Origin of the sequence: Pseudonocardia halophobica (genome assembly GCF_027922425.1) — a bacterium.
GTDB lineage: Bacteria > Actinomycetota > Actinomycetes > Mycobacteriales > Pseudonocardiaceae > Pseudonocardia > Pseudonocardia halophobica.
Map to the genome: position 1 here is coordinate 23,168 of NZ_BSFQ01000019.1, position 15,443 is coordinate 38,610.

Here is a 15,443-nt window from a genome sequence, read left to right on the forward strand (position 1 = left end):
GTCTCAGCCGGTGCTGACGCCGGCGTTCGGGCCCCAGCGGGTGAGCACGGCGGCTTCGAGGATGGTCGCCAGCTCGTAGAGCACGATCGACGCGATCACGGCGAGGGCCACGATCGTCCAGACGCCGCCGTAGTTGCCCGAGCCCTTGTAGCCGGACAGCACGCCGCCCATGCCCGCGAAGCCCACGAGCCACTCGGCCAGCATGGAGCCGACGATCGCGCCCGGGACCGAGATCCGCATCGCCGCGAGGAACTCCGGCAGCGCCGACGGGATCCGGACCTTGACCAGCGCCGTCAGGGCCGACCCGCCGTTGACCGTGATGAGGTCCAGCGACTGCGGCGAGGCCGAGTTCAGCCCGACCACGATGTTCACCAGCACCGGGAAGAGCACCACGATCGCCGCGATGACCGCGATCCCGACCTTGCCCTGGCCGAAGATCAGCAGCAGCACCGGCGCCATCGCGACCAGCGGCACGGAGCGCAGCAGCATGGCGATCGGCATGAACGCGAACTCGACCGGCTTCCACAGCACGAACCCGATCGCGACCAGCGTGGCGACGACCATGCCGGCCACGAAGCCGATCAGCGCGTTGACCAGCGTGGTGCCGAGCGCGCCGAAGCTGTCCGCCCGCGCCTGTTCCGCCCTCATCGAGGCCGGCCGCACGCCGCGCGGCGGGGTGTCGGAGAACAGGTACTGCACGACGTCGAGCGGCGACTTCCCGACGAACGCGGACACGTCGAACACCAGCAGCAGTGCCTGCCACAGCAGGCCCAGCACCACGAGCGCGACGACGATGGTGACCCCGGCCCGGCCGGTGCGGCGCAGCAGTGCCCGGGTGGTCGCGGCGCCGCTCGCCGTGGTCGCCTCCCCGACGGGGGCGGTGATCGGCGTGGCGGTCATCGGGCTCCTGCCGGGACGTCGGCGCCCGTGGTCCACGGCGTGACGAGCTTCGCGACCAGGCCGACCACGACGAAACCGAGGCCGGAGATGATCCCGCTGACCAGCGCGAGGTACCAGAGCTGGGGCGCGTCGGACTGGGACTGCGCGGCGATGACGGCGCGGCCGAGCGTCGAGTCGCCGCCGCTGCCGAGGTACTCGGCGAGGATCGCGCCGAGGAACGCCGCCGGGGCCGCGATCTTCAGTGCGGCGAACAGGCTGGGCAGCGCGGAGACCAGCTGCACCTTGCGCAGCGCGGTCCAGGTGCTGCCGCCGTAGGCCCTGATGAGGTCGATGCTCGTGCGCGGGGCGGCGCGCAGGCCGAGCAGACAGCCGACCGTGGTGGTGAAGAAGCAGCTCATCGCGGCCAGCACGACCGACGCACCCGACGGCGCGTCCCGCCCGGCCACGATCACGATCACCGGGCCGATGGCCACCAGCGGGATGCAGTAGCTGACGACGGCGATCTGGTTGGCCAGCGCCTCCAGCGGGGGCACCAGCAGCACGATCACCGCCAGCACGATCGCCGCGAGGTTGCCCCAGAGGTAGCCGAGGGCGGCCGAGCCGACCGTCCCGCCCGCGTTGTTCAGGGTGGCCGACCACTGCCCGCCGTCGAAGAACCTGGCGACGACGGACGGTGGCGTCGGGATCGCTCCGCTCCCCTGGTAGAGCGTCAGCGACGCGATCCACCAGACGACGACGATCACCACGACGCCGACGATCCCGCCCACCCACGGCGGCGCCCCGCGGAGGGCGGTGAACCGGCCGCCCTCCGCGGGGTCGGCGGCCGCCGTGACGGGCGGGACGGTGGGCGCGGCCATCAGTGCGCGTCGGCGGGTGCCCCGCCGCGGCCGAAGAGGATCTCGGAGAGCCGGTCGACGTACTCGTGGAACTCCGGGGTGCGCTGGAGCTCCGGCAGCCGCGGCCGAGGCAGGTCGATCTCGACCACCTCGGCGATCCGCCCGGGCCGCGGGCTCATGACGGCCACGACGTCGGACAGGAACACCGCCTCGGAGATGCCGTGGGTGACCATGAGCGTGGTCGCCGGGCGCTCGGTCCAGATCCGCAGCAGCTCGACGTTCAGGCGCTGGCGGGTCATGTCGTCGAGCGCGCCGAACGGCTCGTCGAGCAGCATGACCGTGGGCTGCACGGCCAGGCACCGCGCGATGGCCACGCGCTGCCGCATGCCGCCGGAGAGCTGCGCCGGCTTGGCCTTCTCGAAGCCGGACAGCCCGACGAGCGAGACGAGGTCGTCGATCAGCCCCGGCTCCGGGGTGATGCCGGCGACCTCCAGCGGCAGCCGAATGTTGCTCGCCACGCTGCGCCACGGCAGCAGGGCCGCCTCCTGGAAGGCGATGCCCAGCTGGTGGTCGCGCTGGATCTCCCGGGTGGAGCGGCCGTTGATCAGCGCGGTCCCCTCGGTGGGCGTCTCCAGCCCGGCGAGGATGCGCAGGATCGTCGACTTGCCGCAGCCCGACGGGCCGAGCAGCGAGAGGAACGAGTTCTGCGTGGTCCCCAGGTTCGTCGCCGCGAGCGCCTGCACGGAGCGGCGGCCCATCGTGAAGACCTTCTCCAGACCCTGGATGTTGATCCCGGTCGCCGCCCGTGGCTCGGCCCGGGGGTCCGTGGTGGACGATCTGCTGCCCGCGTGCCGGTCGAGGTGTGTCCCCGTCACAGCCGCCTCCTCCCGCTGCTCGCTCGTGCCGGTCCGGTCAGGCCTTGATCAGGCTCGGGTCGGACGCGTAGATCTCGTCGAGCAGCGTCAGGTCGAACAGGTCGGCCGCGGTGACGGTGATGCCGATGTTCCCCAGGGCCTTGACGATGTTCTCCTGCAGCGCGGGGGTCAGCGTGAACAGGCCGTTGGCCTGCGTGTCCGGGCTGACGACGAGCTCGTTCTGCGCCTGCATCTGCTCGGTCTGGCCGGCGACGTCCAGGCCGAGGTCCTTGCCGTAGGTGTTCACGGCGAGCTCGGCCGAGGCCTTCGGATCCGCGACCGCGTCGTTCCAGCCCTTGATCTCGGCGGTCAGGAACGCCTTGAGCTTGTCGCGGTCGTTCTCGATGGTCTCCTGCAGCACGACGAAGGTCTCCGCGGTCAGCGGCAGGCCGTTGTCCGCGAAGGGCAGGGTGACCGGGGTGAAGCCGTCCGCCTTGATGAGGAACGGCTCGTTGGTCGTGTAGGCCATGAAGCCGTCGACGCTCTTCTCGGTCAGCGGGGTCGGCTCGTACTGGACGACGACCTGCTGGACCCTGCCCGGGTCGATGTTGTTGGCCTTGAGGAACCCGGCGAAGATCTGCTGGTTGGTGCCGGCCTGGATGCCGAGGCGCTTGCCGATCAGGTCCTGCGGTGTGCGGATCGGGGTGCCCTGCTCCATGGACAGGATGCAGAACGGGTTCTTCTGGAACGTGCTGCCGATGATCTTCAGCGGTGCGCCCTGCTCGGTGATGAAGCGGGCCGTCGCGTCGGGCGCGGAGAGGCCGACGTCGACGTTCTTGGCCAGGACCAGCGCGTCGGCGCTGTCGACCGGGCCGGTCACGAGGTCGACCGAGTCGAAGCCCGCCGCCTTGTAGTAGCCCTTCGAGTCCGCCATGTACTCGCCGGCGAACTCGATGTTCTTGATCCACGACAGCTGCAGGGCGAGCGTGCCGTACTGGCCGGGGGCGGCTGTAGCCGCACCGGAGGCCGGTGCGCTCCCGGAGCCACCGCCGCCGCAGGCGGCGAGGGCGACGCCCGCGGCACCGACGCCGACACCGAGGCCGGCGAGGCGCAGGAAGCCGCGGCGGCTGGTGCCCGGACCGGTCGGGGGCTGGTGGGGCGGCGGGACGAGCAGCGTCATGTGGCGATCTCCTACGACGTACGGTCGGCGTCCTGGGTCGGGACGGCCGGCGGGCGCACCGGTGGTGTGTCGGTGGTCGACACTCGTTCCCCGACGCGCCGACCCGCAGAATCTAGGAAGATCCGGGTTCGCTGCGGTTTCACGGCTGTTACGGCGGTGATGCCGGTCGGTCGCGCTTGCGCAACACGAGTGGGTGATCGCACACGCGCTCACCGTGCGCTGACTGCTACGAACGCAGCGTGCCCGGGACCACCGCAGCGGTCCCGGGCACGCCCGGTCGGAACGACGACGCTCAGCTCGCGGCGACGGCCTTCTTCCGCCGGGTGCGCCGGGCCGGGGCCGCCGGTGTGACCAGGTCCTTGAGGAACAGGCCGGTGTAGCTGCCCTCGGTGCCCGCGACCTCCTCGGGGGTGCCCTGCGCGACGACCGTGCCGCCGCCGGAACCGCCCTCGGGCCCCATGTCGAGGACCCAGTCCGACGTCTTGATCACGTCGAGGTTGTGCTCGATGACGACGACCGAGTTGCCCTTGTCGACCAGCCCGTTGATCACCTGCAGCAGCTTGCGGATGTCCTCGAAGTGCAGGCCGGTGGTCGGCTCGTCGAGGATGTAGATCGTGCGGCCGTTGGACCGCTTCTGCAGCTCGCTGGCCAGCTTCACGCGCTGCGCCTCGCCGCCGGAGAGGGTGGGCGCCGGCTGCCCGAGCCGGACGTAGCCCAGCCCGACGTCGACCAACGTGGTCAGGTACCGGCTGATCGAGGTGATCGGCGCGAAGAACTCCGCGGCCTCCTCGATCGGCATGTCCAGCACGTCCGCCACGGTCTTGCCCTTGTAGTGCACCTCGAGGGTCTCCCGGTTGTACCGGGCGCCCTTGCAGACCTCGCAGGGGACGTACACGTCGGGCAGGAAGTTCATCTCGATCTTGATCGTGCCGTCCCCGGAGCACGCCTCGCAGCGCCCGCCCTTGACGTTGAACGAGAAGCGGCCCGCCTGGTAGCCGCGCACCTTCGCCTCGGTGGTCGACGCGAACAGGGTGCGGATCTTGTCCCAGACGCCGGTGTACGTGGCCGGGTTGGACCGCGGCGTGCGCCCGATCGGCGACTGGTCGACGCGCACGAGCTTGTCCAGCTGCTCGATCCCGGTGATCCGGGTGTGCCGGCCCGGCACCTGGCGAGCGCCGTTGAGCTTGTTCGCCAGCACGGTGGCCAGGATGTCGTTGATCAGCGTGGACTTGCCGGAGCCGGACACGCCGGTGATCGAGACGAGCCCGCCGAGCGGGATGTCGACGTCGATCCCCCGCAGGTTGTGCTCGCGCGCGCCGACGATCGTGAGCCTGCGCTCCGGGTCGAGGGTGCGCCGCACGTCCGGCACCGGGATACTGCGCCGCCCGGAGAGGTAAGCCCCGGTGAGCGACGTGTCGTGCGACTCCAGGTCCGCCACCGTGCCGGAGTGCACGACCTGGCCGCCGTGCTCCCCCGCGCCCGGGCCGATGTCGACGGCCCAGTCCGCGGCCCGGATGGTGTCCTCGTCGTGCTCCACCACGATCAGCGTGTTGCCCAGCTCCTTGAGCCGGGTCAGCGTGTCGATCAGCCGGCGGTTGTCGCGCTGGTGCAGGCCGATGGACGGCTCGTCGAGCACGTAGAGCACGCCGACCAGGCCGGAGCCGATCTGCGTGGCCAGGCGGATGCGCTGCGCCTCACCGCCGGACAGGGTGCCGGCCGCGCGGTCGAGCGAGAGGTAGTCCAGCCCGACATCGAGCAGGAATCCCAGCCGCGCCTGGATCTCCTTGAGCACCCGGCCCGCGATCATCGCCTGCCGCTGGTCGAGCACCATCCCGTCGAGGAACTCGGCGCACTCGGCCACCGACATCGCCGACACCTCGGCGATCGACCGGTCGCCCTGCTCGCGGTGCGCCAGGGTGACGGCCAGGACCTCGGGCTTGAGCCGCGCCCCCTTGCACGCCGGGCACGGCACGTCCCGCATGTAGCCCTCGTACCGCTCGCGCTGCGACTCGGACTCGGTCTGGTCCATCCGGCGCTCGAGGAACGGGATCACGCCCTCGAAGTTGGCGTAGTAGGCGCGCTCGCGGCCGTACCGGTTCCGGTAGCGGACGTGCACCTGGTCGTCGCTGCCGTGGAGCACCGCCTTCTGCGCCTCCGCGGGCAGCTTCCGCCACGGCGTGTCCATCCGGAACCCGATGCTCTTGGCCAGCCCGGACAGCAGCCGGCCGAAGTACTCGGCGGTGTGCCCGTTGTTCCACGGCGCCACGGCCCCGTCGGCCAGGCTGAGCTCGGGGTCCGGGATGACGAGCTCCGGGTCGACCTCCTTCTTGATGCCGATGCCCGAGCACTCCGGGCACGCGCCGTACGGCGAGTTGAAGGAGAACGTGCGGGGCTCGAGGTCGTCGAGCGTGAGCGGGTGCCCGTTGGGGCAGGCCATCCGCTCGGAGAACCGGCGCTCGCGGTGCGGGTGCTCGTCGTCCAGGTCGACGAACTCCAGCACGACGAGCCCGTCCGCCAGGCGCAACGCGGTCTCCACCGAGTCGGTGAGCCGCTGCTTGGCGCTCGGCTTGACCGACAGCCGGTCGACGACGACCGCGATGTCGTGCTTCTCCTGCTTCTTCAGCTTCGGCGGGTTGCTGAGCTGGTGGACCGTGCCGTCGACCAGCACGCGGGAGTAGCCCTGGCCCTGCAGCGTGGTGAAGAGGTCGACGAACTCGCCCTTGCGGGTGCGGACCACCGGGGCCAGCACCTGGAAGCGGCTGCCCTCCTCCATCGCCAGCACCTGGTCGACGATCTGCTGCGGGGTCTGCTTCTCGATCACCTCGCCGCAGACCGGGCAGTGCGGGACGCCGGCCCGGGCGTAGAGCAGCCGCAGGTAGTCGTAGACCTCGGTGATCGTGCCGACCGTGGAGCGCGGGTTGCGGTTCGTGGACTTCTGGTCGATCGACACCGCGGGCGAGAGGCCCTCGATGAAGTCGACGTCGGGCTTGTCCATCTGGCCGAGGAACTGCCGCGCGTACGCCGACAGCGACTCGACGTACCGCCGCTGGCCCTCGGCGAAGATCGTGTCGAACGCGAGGCTCGACTTGCCGGAGCCGGACAGGCCGGTGAAGACGACGAGGCTGTCCCGGGGCAGGTCGAGATCGACCCCGCGCAGGTTGTGCTCGCGCGCGCCGCGCACGACCAGCCGGGGAGCGTCGTGCGGGGTGCGGACCTGTGCCACGAGGGCGCCTCCTTACGGGTCACCGGGGATCGGCGGGCCCGGTCCGCGGCAGACCGGGGACCCGCGATCGATGCTAGGCCGGGGGTCCGACAGAAATCGTCCGCACCGTCCGGCCCGGGGTTCCCGGTCGGCGGGCGCGCACCGGCGAGCGCCGGGCGAACACGGGCCGCCGGCTCGCACCGGCACCGCGGCCGCCGTCGGGATCCCCGTTCGGCCACCCGGCTCAACGCCGCGGACCGCCCGGTGCTTCCCGGCGGCGCCCGCCGGACCAGGTGACCACTGTCGCACACATGTTCGACGGCGGTACCACGGGGCCTCCGCCCCCGGTCGCGGCACACCCGTTCCTGCCCGCCGCCACATCCGGCGAGTCCCCGGGACACCCGTCGACGGCCTGCACGACTGCCGGCGCTATGAGCAGGTGTGCCGGCGCGGGGGGCAGGATGCCGCGCTACCGCGGGCGTCTCGCGCTCCGGCCGCTGTGCCGCCGGCGCTCGGGTGTGCCGCTCCCGCGATCGGGCGGCAGCGCGTCCGAGCGGGTGTGCGGCGACGACCCGCGGCCCCGCGGCCCGCCGACCTACGGCGGCGTCGGGGCCTCGGATCGACCGCGAGCAGACGGTCGGCCACCTCGGAAGTCGAGGCGGCCGGCGCTCAGCTCACCAGCCCCGCTCCCGCCACTCCTTCAACGACGGACGCTCCGCGCCGAGGGTGGTGTCGTCGCCGTGGCCCGGGTAGACCCAGGTGTCGTCCGGCAGTTCGCCGAAGACCCGGGACTCGAGGTCGTCCATCAGCGAGGCGAAGTCCTCGGCCGACCAGGTCTTGCCCGGCCCGCCCGGGAACAGGGAGTCGCCGGTGAACAGGTGCGGGCGGTCCGGGCCGCGGTAGAGCAGCGCGATGGAGCCCGGCGTGTGCCCGCGCAGGTGGATGACCTCGAGGGAGATGTCGCCGAACTCCACCCGGTCGCCGTGCGAGACGAGCTCGTCCATCGGGATCGGCAGTTCGGGGGCGTCGAGCGGGTGCGCGATCTGCCGGGTCTGGAACATCCCCGCCACCGCGCCCAGCGCCTGCCAGTGGTCGTGGTGGCGGTGGGTGGTGACGAGGTGCCGCAGCTCGGGCCTGCCGTCCTCCGCCCCGACCAGGTCGGCGATGCGCTCCGGCTCGTTGGCCGCGTCGATGAGCAGCGCCTCGTTGGTGGCGGTGCAGGTCAGCAGGTAGGCGTTGTTGTCCATCGGGCCGACGGACACCTTGCTGATCGTGAGCGGGGCCAGGCTCCGCCGGATCGCCGCGCCGCCGGGGTCGGTGTGCCCGCTGTACTCGTCCAGGACGTCCACGCGCGCAGCCTAGTGCCGCCGGCGCCCGCCCGTCGCCCTGCCGCCGGCCCGGTCAGCCGCCCGGTGTGAACAGCCGCGGGAACGTCTGGACCGCGTCCTGCACGAGCAGGTACCCGTACACGACGAGCGCGATGAACAGCAGGCTCGCGAGCGAGGTCAGCACGTACGCGACGATCCGCAGCAGGGTGAGGGCCCGCCCGTCGCCGGTGCCCGGGAGTCGCTGGCCGCGCGGCGGGGTGTGGGCCGGCGACTGTCGCGGCGCGGGCGCCCAGCCGGCGCGCGCCGCCTGCTCCCCGACGGTGGTCGGCGGGCCCTCCGGCGGGGCGCCCGTGGCGGCCCGCTGGTACGGGACCGGGGGCTTCTGCCCGACGGCCCGGAAACCGCCGCTCCCGCTCGTCGACGCCCTGTGCGTGCTCACCCGTCGAACCCCCTGCCCGCGACCCGGTGCTGCCCGGCGCCAGTCTGGTGGGTGGGACCACGGTTGGTCACCCCGGCGGCCGCCGTCCACCCGTTCGTGGTACGCCGCCTGCGACCGCTCGCGTGCGCTCGGTGCTCAGGCCCGCGTGATCAGGTCCACGGTCCCCGTGACGACCAGGTAGGCGCCCAGCGCCCCGAAGAACACGACCGTGATGGGCCGGCGGTGGGCGCGGATCCAGGCGACGAGCCGTTCGAGCACCTCCCGGGCGACCTGCGGGCGGTGCACCGCGAGCACGAGCGCGACGATCGCGGTGCTGAACCAGATCGCGTTGTAGACGGCCACCTGGACCAGCCCGTCGACCACCGCTCCCGCGGCCGAGGCGACGATCGCGTTGAGCGCGGCCAGGTACGTCAGGCCGGGCAGGTGGGTGAGGACGCCGGCTCCGGCGGCCCCGCGCACCGTCAGCCCCTGCAGCCGGCGCTGCATCCAGGTCGGCTCGCCGGGCGGCCGCTCGGTCCCCCGGCTCAACGGCCAGGGCGACTGCCACCGCGCCAGCGCCGCCACCGCGTAGCCGAGCGCGGCCACGCCGAGGACGACGTCGAGGACCGGCCTGCTCGACGTCGTCGCCGTGCGGGCGTTGAGGCCCTGCAGGAGCACGACGACCAGGGTGCCGACGGCGAGGGTGAACACGAGCCCGCCCACGAGGTACGCCGTCAGCAGCCGCCGGGGGTCCCGGGACGCCAGGATCGCGAACAGCGCGGCGAGCGCGGTGGGCCGGAGGACCGCGGACAGTGCGAGCACCAGCGCCTCGGTACTCACGACTCGGTGCTCACGCGCGGTCAGCCGCGGGTGCGGGTGCCGCCGCGGCTCACGGCGTGACCCGGGGGTCGCTGCGGGCGGGGGGCTCGGGCGGCCCGGCGGCCCCCGGCCCGCCCGCGGCGTCCCCGTCGGTCCCGCTCGCGACGCCTGCCGGCTGCGGGTGCCGGTGCGCCTTGCGCGCGGCCTTCTTCTCCGCCTTGCGCGCCGCCTTGGCGGCCTCGTCGGCGGCCGCCTCCTCCGCCTCCTTCGGCGTCGACCGCAGCCAGGCGTCCGCCCACCGCGCCTTCGGGTCGATGTCCACGAGCATCGCCTTGACCAGGAGCGTCAGCGGGATCGCGAGGATCGCGCCGAGCGGGCCGAGCAGCCAGGCCCAGAAGAACAGGGCCACGAACGTCACCGTGATCGACAGGCCCACCGCGTCCCCGATGAACCGGGGCTGGATGAGCGACTGGACCACGAAGTTCAGCGCGCAGTAGACGACCACGACCGCGATGGCGAGCTGCGGCCCCCCGACCAACAGGCCGAGCAGGGCGGGCGGGATCACGCCGATGACGAACCCGACGTTGGGGATGTAGTTGGTGATGAAGGCCAGCAGACCCCAGGTCACCGCGAGCGGGATGCCCATCAGGGCAAGGGCGATCGAGTCGAGCACCGCGACGATGAACCCGAAGACCGTTGTGACGAGCAGGTACTGCCGCGTGCCCCAGGCGAAGTGGCCGAGGGCGCCGATGACGTCGGGCCGGTCGGCGGCGATCGAGGCGAGCCGGTGCCGCACGCCTCCCGCCTCGACCGTCAGGAAGAGCAGGAGCGCGAGGAGGAAGACGAGGCTCGACGCGAGCCCGGCGACGCTGTCGAGGAGCGCGCCGAGGAGCCCGGCGAGCTTGCCGATGTCGAGCGAGCTCGCCGCCTGCTTCAGCTGGTCGGGCCCCACGCCGGCCTTCGCGAGGGCGCCGGTCAGGGAGGCGACCATCCCGTCGGCCTTCGACGCGTACTTGGGGACCTCGGTCGCGAGCCGCGCGATCGAGGCGACGATCCCGAGGGCGAGCACGATCAGGACCGCGTAGACCAGCACGACGAGCACCAGCGTCGTCGCCCACGCCGGCCAGCCCTTGCGCTTCAGCCAGCCCTGCACCGGCGAGACCGCGATCACGATGATCAGCGCCATGAACGCCGGTGCGATCAGCCAGGCGATCGCCTTGATGCCGGCCACCACCACGACGACCGCCGCGGCGCCCAGCAGCACGACGAGCGCGCGCGGCAGGCCCCGGTCACGGGGTCGGGACCCGTTCGACGGCAGGTCGTCCGGGCTGCGGGCGGGGGGTGGCACCGGAGTCGTCACGCGCCGAAGCTAGGTCCGCCCGGCGGACCCGGCCTCACCCGCCGCGGGCGAACGGGCGCCTCCCCCCGGGTGCTGCCGCTGGTCAGGGCACCGGCACCGCGCGCCGGTCCCCGGGCTCCGCGGCGCGCCACGCCCCGGCGCCCGCACCGGCGGCCGCGCGGGCCTGCGCCCACTTGAGCTTGGCCAGGTCCGTCGGTCCCAGGTCCGCCCGGCGCAGCCAGCTGCGGGCCGCCTTGGCCGCGGCCGCTCCCGCCAGCAACGAGCCCCCCAGACCGGCGAGGGCGCCCACCGCCAGCAGGACCACCGATCCGATCAGCAGCCCGTGGTCGAGGTCCTCCCACTGCGGGTCCGTCCGACGATCGTTCATGCCGGTCTCCTCGTCTCTCGTGCGGTTCGCCCCCCACGGTCGCGCCGCCCCGGGCGCGGGCGCCTCACCCGGCCCGAGTGACCGGACGGGCGTTGGGCCGGTCGGGTGGAGGTGATCACTCGTTCGCCACGGGCGTGTGCACAGGCCGTACGCTCGGCCGACGGCCCTGGTGGCCGTGTTCTCCTCTGGACGGACGCAGCGTCGGGACGTGCAGTGGTCCCTGTGCGTGAGAGGAACGGATGGAGAAGCCGCCGCGGTCCCGCACGCTCCGCCGCGTCCTCGCCGGTGCCGGGCGCACGGGCGTCGCGCTGCTCGCCGTCGCGGTCCTCGCCGGCACCGGCTACGTCTGGGTGGTGTCGCGGACCTTCGCGGCCGACCTCACCACCAGCTCGGTCCTGGCCACCCGCGCGGGCGCCACGGCCGCGGTGTCGACCCCGCGCCGCAGCTACACCGCGCTGCTGGTCGGCCTGGACAGCCGCACGGACGCGCAGGGCGAGCCGCTCCCGCCCGACCTGCTCGCCGAGATCCACGCCGGCGACGACGGCGGGGAGCTGCACACCGACACGATCATGCTCGTCCGCGTGCCGGCGGACCCGCGCTCGCCTGTCGTCACGGTCTCGTTCCCGCGCGACTCCTACGTCCCGTTGGCCGACGGCAGCGGCCGCCACAAGATCAACTCGGCGTACGGCCGTGCGTACCGGGCCGAGCAGGCGCGGCTCGAGGCGCAGGGCGTCACGGGCGCCGAGCTGGACCGGCGCAGCCGCGAGGCAGGCCGGGCGAACCTCGTCGCGACCGTCGAGGCCGTCTCGGGGACCACGGTCGACCACTACGCCGAGCTCAACCTCGCCGGGTTCGTCGAGCTCACGGGCACGCTCGGCGGGGTCAACGTCTGCCTCAACCAGCCGGTCGACGACCGGGCCTACTCCGGGGTGGACCTGCCCGCCGGGCCGCAGTCGGTCAGCGGGGCCGCCGCGCTGGCGTTCGTCCGCCAGCGGCACGGGCTCGACGGCGGGGACCTCGACCGGATCACCCGCCAGCAGGCCTTCCTCGCCGGGCTCGCCCACCAGGTGCTCGCCGCCGGCACCCTCGCCGACCCCGCCACCGTCTCGGCGCTGCTGGGGGTGGTGACCCGGCACGTCGTCGTCGACTCGGGGTGGGACCTGCGGCAGCTCGTCGGTCAGCTCGGCGGGCTCGCGGGCGGCGACGTCGTGTTCCGGACCATCCCCTCGATCCGCCCGGACCTCTGGACCCCCGTCGACGGCGTGGCCGTGGAGATCGACGACGACCAGGTCCGGGACTTCGTGCACACCGTGCTGTTCACCGACGCCCGGGCGGACGGGACCGCGCCCGAGACACCCGACCCGGACGCGTCGCGGGTCAAGGCCACCGGGCCCACCCCGTCGGCGACGCCCTCCGGCACCCCGACCGCCGCGACGGCGACGTCGGCGGTCGCACCGACCACCACGATCGCCGTGCCCGAGGACCAGTGGCAGCACCGCCCGCTGATCGACGCCGCGGCCGTGCCCTGCGTGAACTAGGAGCCTCTAGCCGGTCGCGTCCCGCTCGATGCGCGTCGCCCGGTCCCGGATCCGCTCCGGCGACCACGTCGCGACCTCGCGCAGCTGCTCGACCAGGGCGATCTCGACGGCCGCGTGCACGGCCGCGGGCGAGACACCCGGGTCGACGGACCGGGCCGCCGCCAGCGCCCGGGCCGAGAGGTACACGTTGATCATCCGGTCACCTCCGTTGGTGGGGATGCATTCCCAACGCGTGCCGTCGGAAACGGAGACGGGCCGGGCCGGACGAGCGGAAATCAGGGGGTCGAGCGGTCCCCCCGGTGGGGCGAGCGGATCACCGTTCGAGGAAGGCGGCCACCCGCTCCCGGTGCTCGGCGGTGCCGAAGAGCAGGGCCGTGGCCTCGACCGCCTCCGCGAAGCCGGGCTCGGTCCCGCGGTTGACGAACGCCTTGCCCACCTCGACCGCGAGCGGCGGCAGCGCCGCCATCTCCGTGGCCAGGTCCAGCGCGGCGTCGAGCAGCGCCGCGTCGGGCAGCACCTCCTGGACCAGCCCCGCCCGGGCGGCGGTGCCGGCGTCGATCACCCGTCCGGACAGCGCCAGCAGCCGCGTCCAGTGCCGGCCCATCACCTCGGGCCCGCGCACCACGCCCCAGCCCGGCGTGAGCCCGACGGTGGGCTCGCGGAAGGCGAAGGTCGCCGACTCGGCCGCGTAGACGACGTCGCAGGCCAGGGTCAGTTCGGTGCCGCCGCCGTGCGCGATGCCGTTGACCGCGCCGATCACCGGGACCGGGCAGCGCTCGACGCTGCTGAACGCGTCGAACACCAGGCGCAGGTGCCGGCGGACGCGGGCGGTGTCGCCGGCGATCTCCCGGAAGCTCGCGATGTCCCCGCCCGCCGAGAAGGCCCGCCCCGCGCCCGTCAGGACGGCCGCCCGGACCTCCGGGTCCGCGCCCAGCTCCCCGGTGAGCGCGATCAGCTCCCGGAAGAACAGCGGGTCCATCGCGTTGAGCTTGTCCGGCCGGGCGATCGTCACCAGGGCGACGCCGGGCCGCGGCGAGGTGATGTCGAACCGCTCCATCAGGCCTCCCGGTCCCAGGTGTCGGCGGTGACCCCGTCCGCCCGCAGCTTGTACTTCTCCGTCCGCTGGCTCGGGGTCACCGGCAGCGCGTCGAGGAACCGCACGTACCGGGGCACCGCGAACTCCGTCAGCCGTCCGGTGCAGTGGGCGACCACGCCCGGCCCGTCGAGCCCGGCCCCGGGCACGAGGACGACGGCGACCATGACGTCCTCCTCGGAGAGCGGGCTGGGCACCCCGTAGGCCGCGACGGCGTCGACCGCCGGGTGCGTCGCGAGGACCCGTTCGATCTCCCAGGAGGAGACGTTCTCGCCGCGGCGGCGGATCGAGTCGGAGAGCCGGTCGAGGAAGTAGAGGTACCCGGCCGCGTCCATGCGGCCGCGGTCCCCGGTGTGGAACCACAGGTCCCGCCACGCCTCGACGGTCTCCTCCGGCATGTCGTGGTAGCCGCTGAAGAGGATGCCCGGCTCCTTCGGCCGGCAGACGATCTCGCCCGCCTCGCCGCGCGGCACCTCGTGCCCGCGCTCGTCGACGATCCGCACCTCGTAGCCCGCAGCGGCGCGGCCGGGCGAGCCGCTGCGCCGCTCCCCCGGCGGCCCCTCGACGACCAGCGACGCCTCGGTGCTGCCGTAGATCTCGGTGAGCGCCACGCCGAACCGCCGCTCGAAGGCCTCCGTGACCTCCGGCGGGCACGGGGCGCCGAAGCCGACGCGGACGGGGTTGTCGGCGTCGTCGGGCCGCGGCGAGCGGTTGTGGAGCAGGGTGAGCATCGCGCCCTGGAAGTTGAACGCGGTGATCCCGTGGGCGCGGCAGGTGTCCCAGAACCCGCTCGCCGAGAAGCGCCGGTCCATGACCAGCCCGGCGCCGGTGAGCAGCGCGGGCAGCACCGAGCAGAAGCGGGCGTTGGAGTGGAAGAGCGGGAACACCGAGTAGAGCCGGTCGGCGGCGGTGTAGCCCATCAGCTCCACGGTGCGGCGGGCCAGCCACAGGTTCGACCGGTGCGAGAGCCGGACGCCCTTCGGCGGGCCGGTGGTGCCGGACGTGTAGAGCACGACCGTCGTCGCGTCGGGGTCGACCGCGGAGAACCCCGCCGGCTCCCGCTCCACGTCCTCCAGGGACGGGGCGTCACCGGATCCGTGCACGACGATCCGGACGCCCGCCGGCGCCGCCTCGCGCACGAGCGGCAGGAACTCGGCGTCGCACACCACCGTGCGGGCCCGCGAGTGCGCCAGCAGGTGTTCCAGCAGGTGGCCGCGGGTGGCGGTGTTGAGCGGGACCTCCACGAGACCTGCCCGGGCGAGGCCGAACCACACCGCGAGCGCGGCCGGGCTCGCCCGCATCATCAGCGCCACGTGGTCACCCGGCTCGTGGCCGAGGCCGAGGAAGCCCGCGGCCAGCCGTTTCGCGGCGGTGTCGAGCGCGGCGGGCGAGGTGCGCTCGCCCGCAACGGTCCAGGCGGTGTCGTGCGGATGGGCGGCCAGCAGGTCGCCGAGGGTCCGTGCCGTCACACCCGCCGACGCTACCCACCGGTCGTTTGGCAGGGAAGGCCGTCCGGTCCGGCGCGGCGCGGTCCGGCAGACTGCGCAC

Annotated in this window: 14 protein-coding genes; 1 reads left to right on the top strand and 13 read right to left on the bottom strand. The window is 73.4% G+C overall.

Annotated features, from left to right (window positions below; all coding sequences use genetic code 11):
* Positions 1–3: 3 nt before the first annotated feature.
* The 10 genes from PKE99_RS21285 to PKE99_RS21330 form a co-directional block, all read right to left on the bottom strand.
* Positions 4–900, bottom strand: a complete 897-nt coding sequence (locus PKE99_RS21285; RefSeq protein WP_037044238.1) for an ABC transporter permease — start codon at positions 898–900, stop codon at positions 4–6.
* Positions 897–1,757, bottom strand: a complete 861-nt coding sequence (locus tag PKE99_RS21290; RefSeq protein WP_037044237.1) for an ABC transporter permease — start codon at positions 1,755–1,757, stop codon at positions 897–899. Before PKE99_RS21290 ends, PKE99_RS21285 begins: the two co-directional genes overlap by 4 nt.
* Entirely contained in the window at positions 1,757–2,611 is an 855-nt protein-coding gene (locus tag PKE99_RS21295; RefSeq protein WP_037044235.1) for an ABC transporter ATP-binding protein, read from the bottom strand. The genes PKE99_RS21290 and PKE99_RS21295 overlap by 1 nt, the downstream gene beginning before the upstream one ends.
* Positions 2,612–2,648: 37 nt before the next feature.
* Positions 2,649–3,770, bottom strand: coding sequence for an ABC transporter substrate-binding protein (locus PKE99_RS21300; RefSeq protein ID WP_051737224.1), 1,122 nt, complete (start codon positions 3,768–3,770; stop codon positions 2,649–2,651).
* A 292-nt stretch (positions 3,771–4,062) separates the two neighbouring features.
* Complete coding sequence (gene uvrA, locus PKE99_RS21305; protein WP_037044232.1) at positions 4,063–6,993, bottom strand: excinuclease ABC subunit UvrA; 2,931 nt, start codon at positions 6,991–6,993, stop codon at positions 4,063–4,065.
* A gap of 653 nt (positions 6,994–7,646) precedes the next feature.
* A complete protein-coding gene (locus PKE99_RS21310; RefSeq protein WP_037044229.1) occupies positions 7,647–8,321 on the bottom strand; it encodes an MBL fold metallo-hydrolase in 675 nt (224 codons plus the stop codon).
* A 52-nt stretch (positions 8,322–8,373) separates the two neighbouring features.
* A complete protein-coding gene (locus PKE99_RS21315) occupies positions 8,374–8,739 on the bottom strand; it encodes a hypothetical protein (protein ID WP_037044224.1) in 366 nt (121 codons plus the stop codon).
* A gap of 135 nt (positions 8,740–8,874) precedes the next feature.
* Positions 8,875–9,558 (bottom strand): GAP family protein, encoded by a 684-nt coding sequence (locus PKE99_RS21320; RefSeq protein ID WP_051737223.1) that lies wholly within the window; start codon positions 9,556–9,558, stop codon positions 8,875–8,877.
* A gap of 49 nt (positions 9,559–9,607) precedes the next feature.
* Entirely contained in the window at positions 9,608–10,897 is a 1,290-nt protein-coding gene (locus PKE99_RS21325; RefSeq protein WP_306470746.1) for an AI-2E family transporter, read from the bottom strand.
* Positions 10,898–10,979: 82 nt separating this feature from the next.
* Entirely contained in the window at positions 10,980–11,264 is a 285-nt protein-coding gene (locus tag PKE99_RS21330; RefSeq protein WP_037044221.1) for a hypothetical protein, read from the bottom strand.
* A gap of 239 nt (positions 11,265–11,503) precedes the next feature.
* Here PKE99_RS21330 and PKE99_RS21335 point away from each other — a divergent pair, with 239 nt between their 5' ends.
* Complete coding sequence (locus PKE99_RS21335) at positions 11,504–12,802, top strand: LCP family protein (protein WP_051737222.1); 1,299 nt, start codon at positions 11,504–11,506, stop codon at positions 12,800–12,802.
* Between the two features lie 6 nt (positions 12,803–12,808).
* Here the strand turns inward: PKE99_RS21335 and PKE99_RS21340 are convergent, their stop codons facing one another.
* From PKE99_RS21340 to PKE99_RS21350, 3 genes are all read right to left on the bottom strand, one after another.
* Positions 12,809–12,997 (bottom strand): hypothetical protein, encoded by a 189-nt coding sequence (locus PKE99_RS21340; RefSeq protein ID WP_037044218.1) that lies wholly within the window; start codon positions 12,995–12,997, stop codon positions 12,809–12,811.
* A gap of 118 nt (positions 12,998–13,115) precedes the next feature.
* Positions 13,116–13,859, bottom strand: coding sequence for an enoyl-CoA hydratase/isomerase family protein (locus PKE99_RS21345; protein ID WP_037044216.1), 744 nt, complete (start codon positions 13,857–13,859; stop codon positions 13,116–13,118).
* Positions 13,859–15,364 (bottom strand): AMP-binding protein, encoded by a 1,506-nt coding sequence (locus PKE99_RS21350; RefSeq protein WP_081924024.1) that lies wholly within the window; start codon positions 15,362–15,364, stop codon positions 13,859–13,861. Before PKE99_RS21350 ends, PKE99_RS21345 begins: the two co-directional genes overlap by 1 nt.
* Positions 15,365–15,443: the final 79 nt, after the last annotated feature.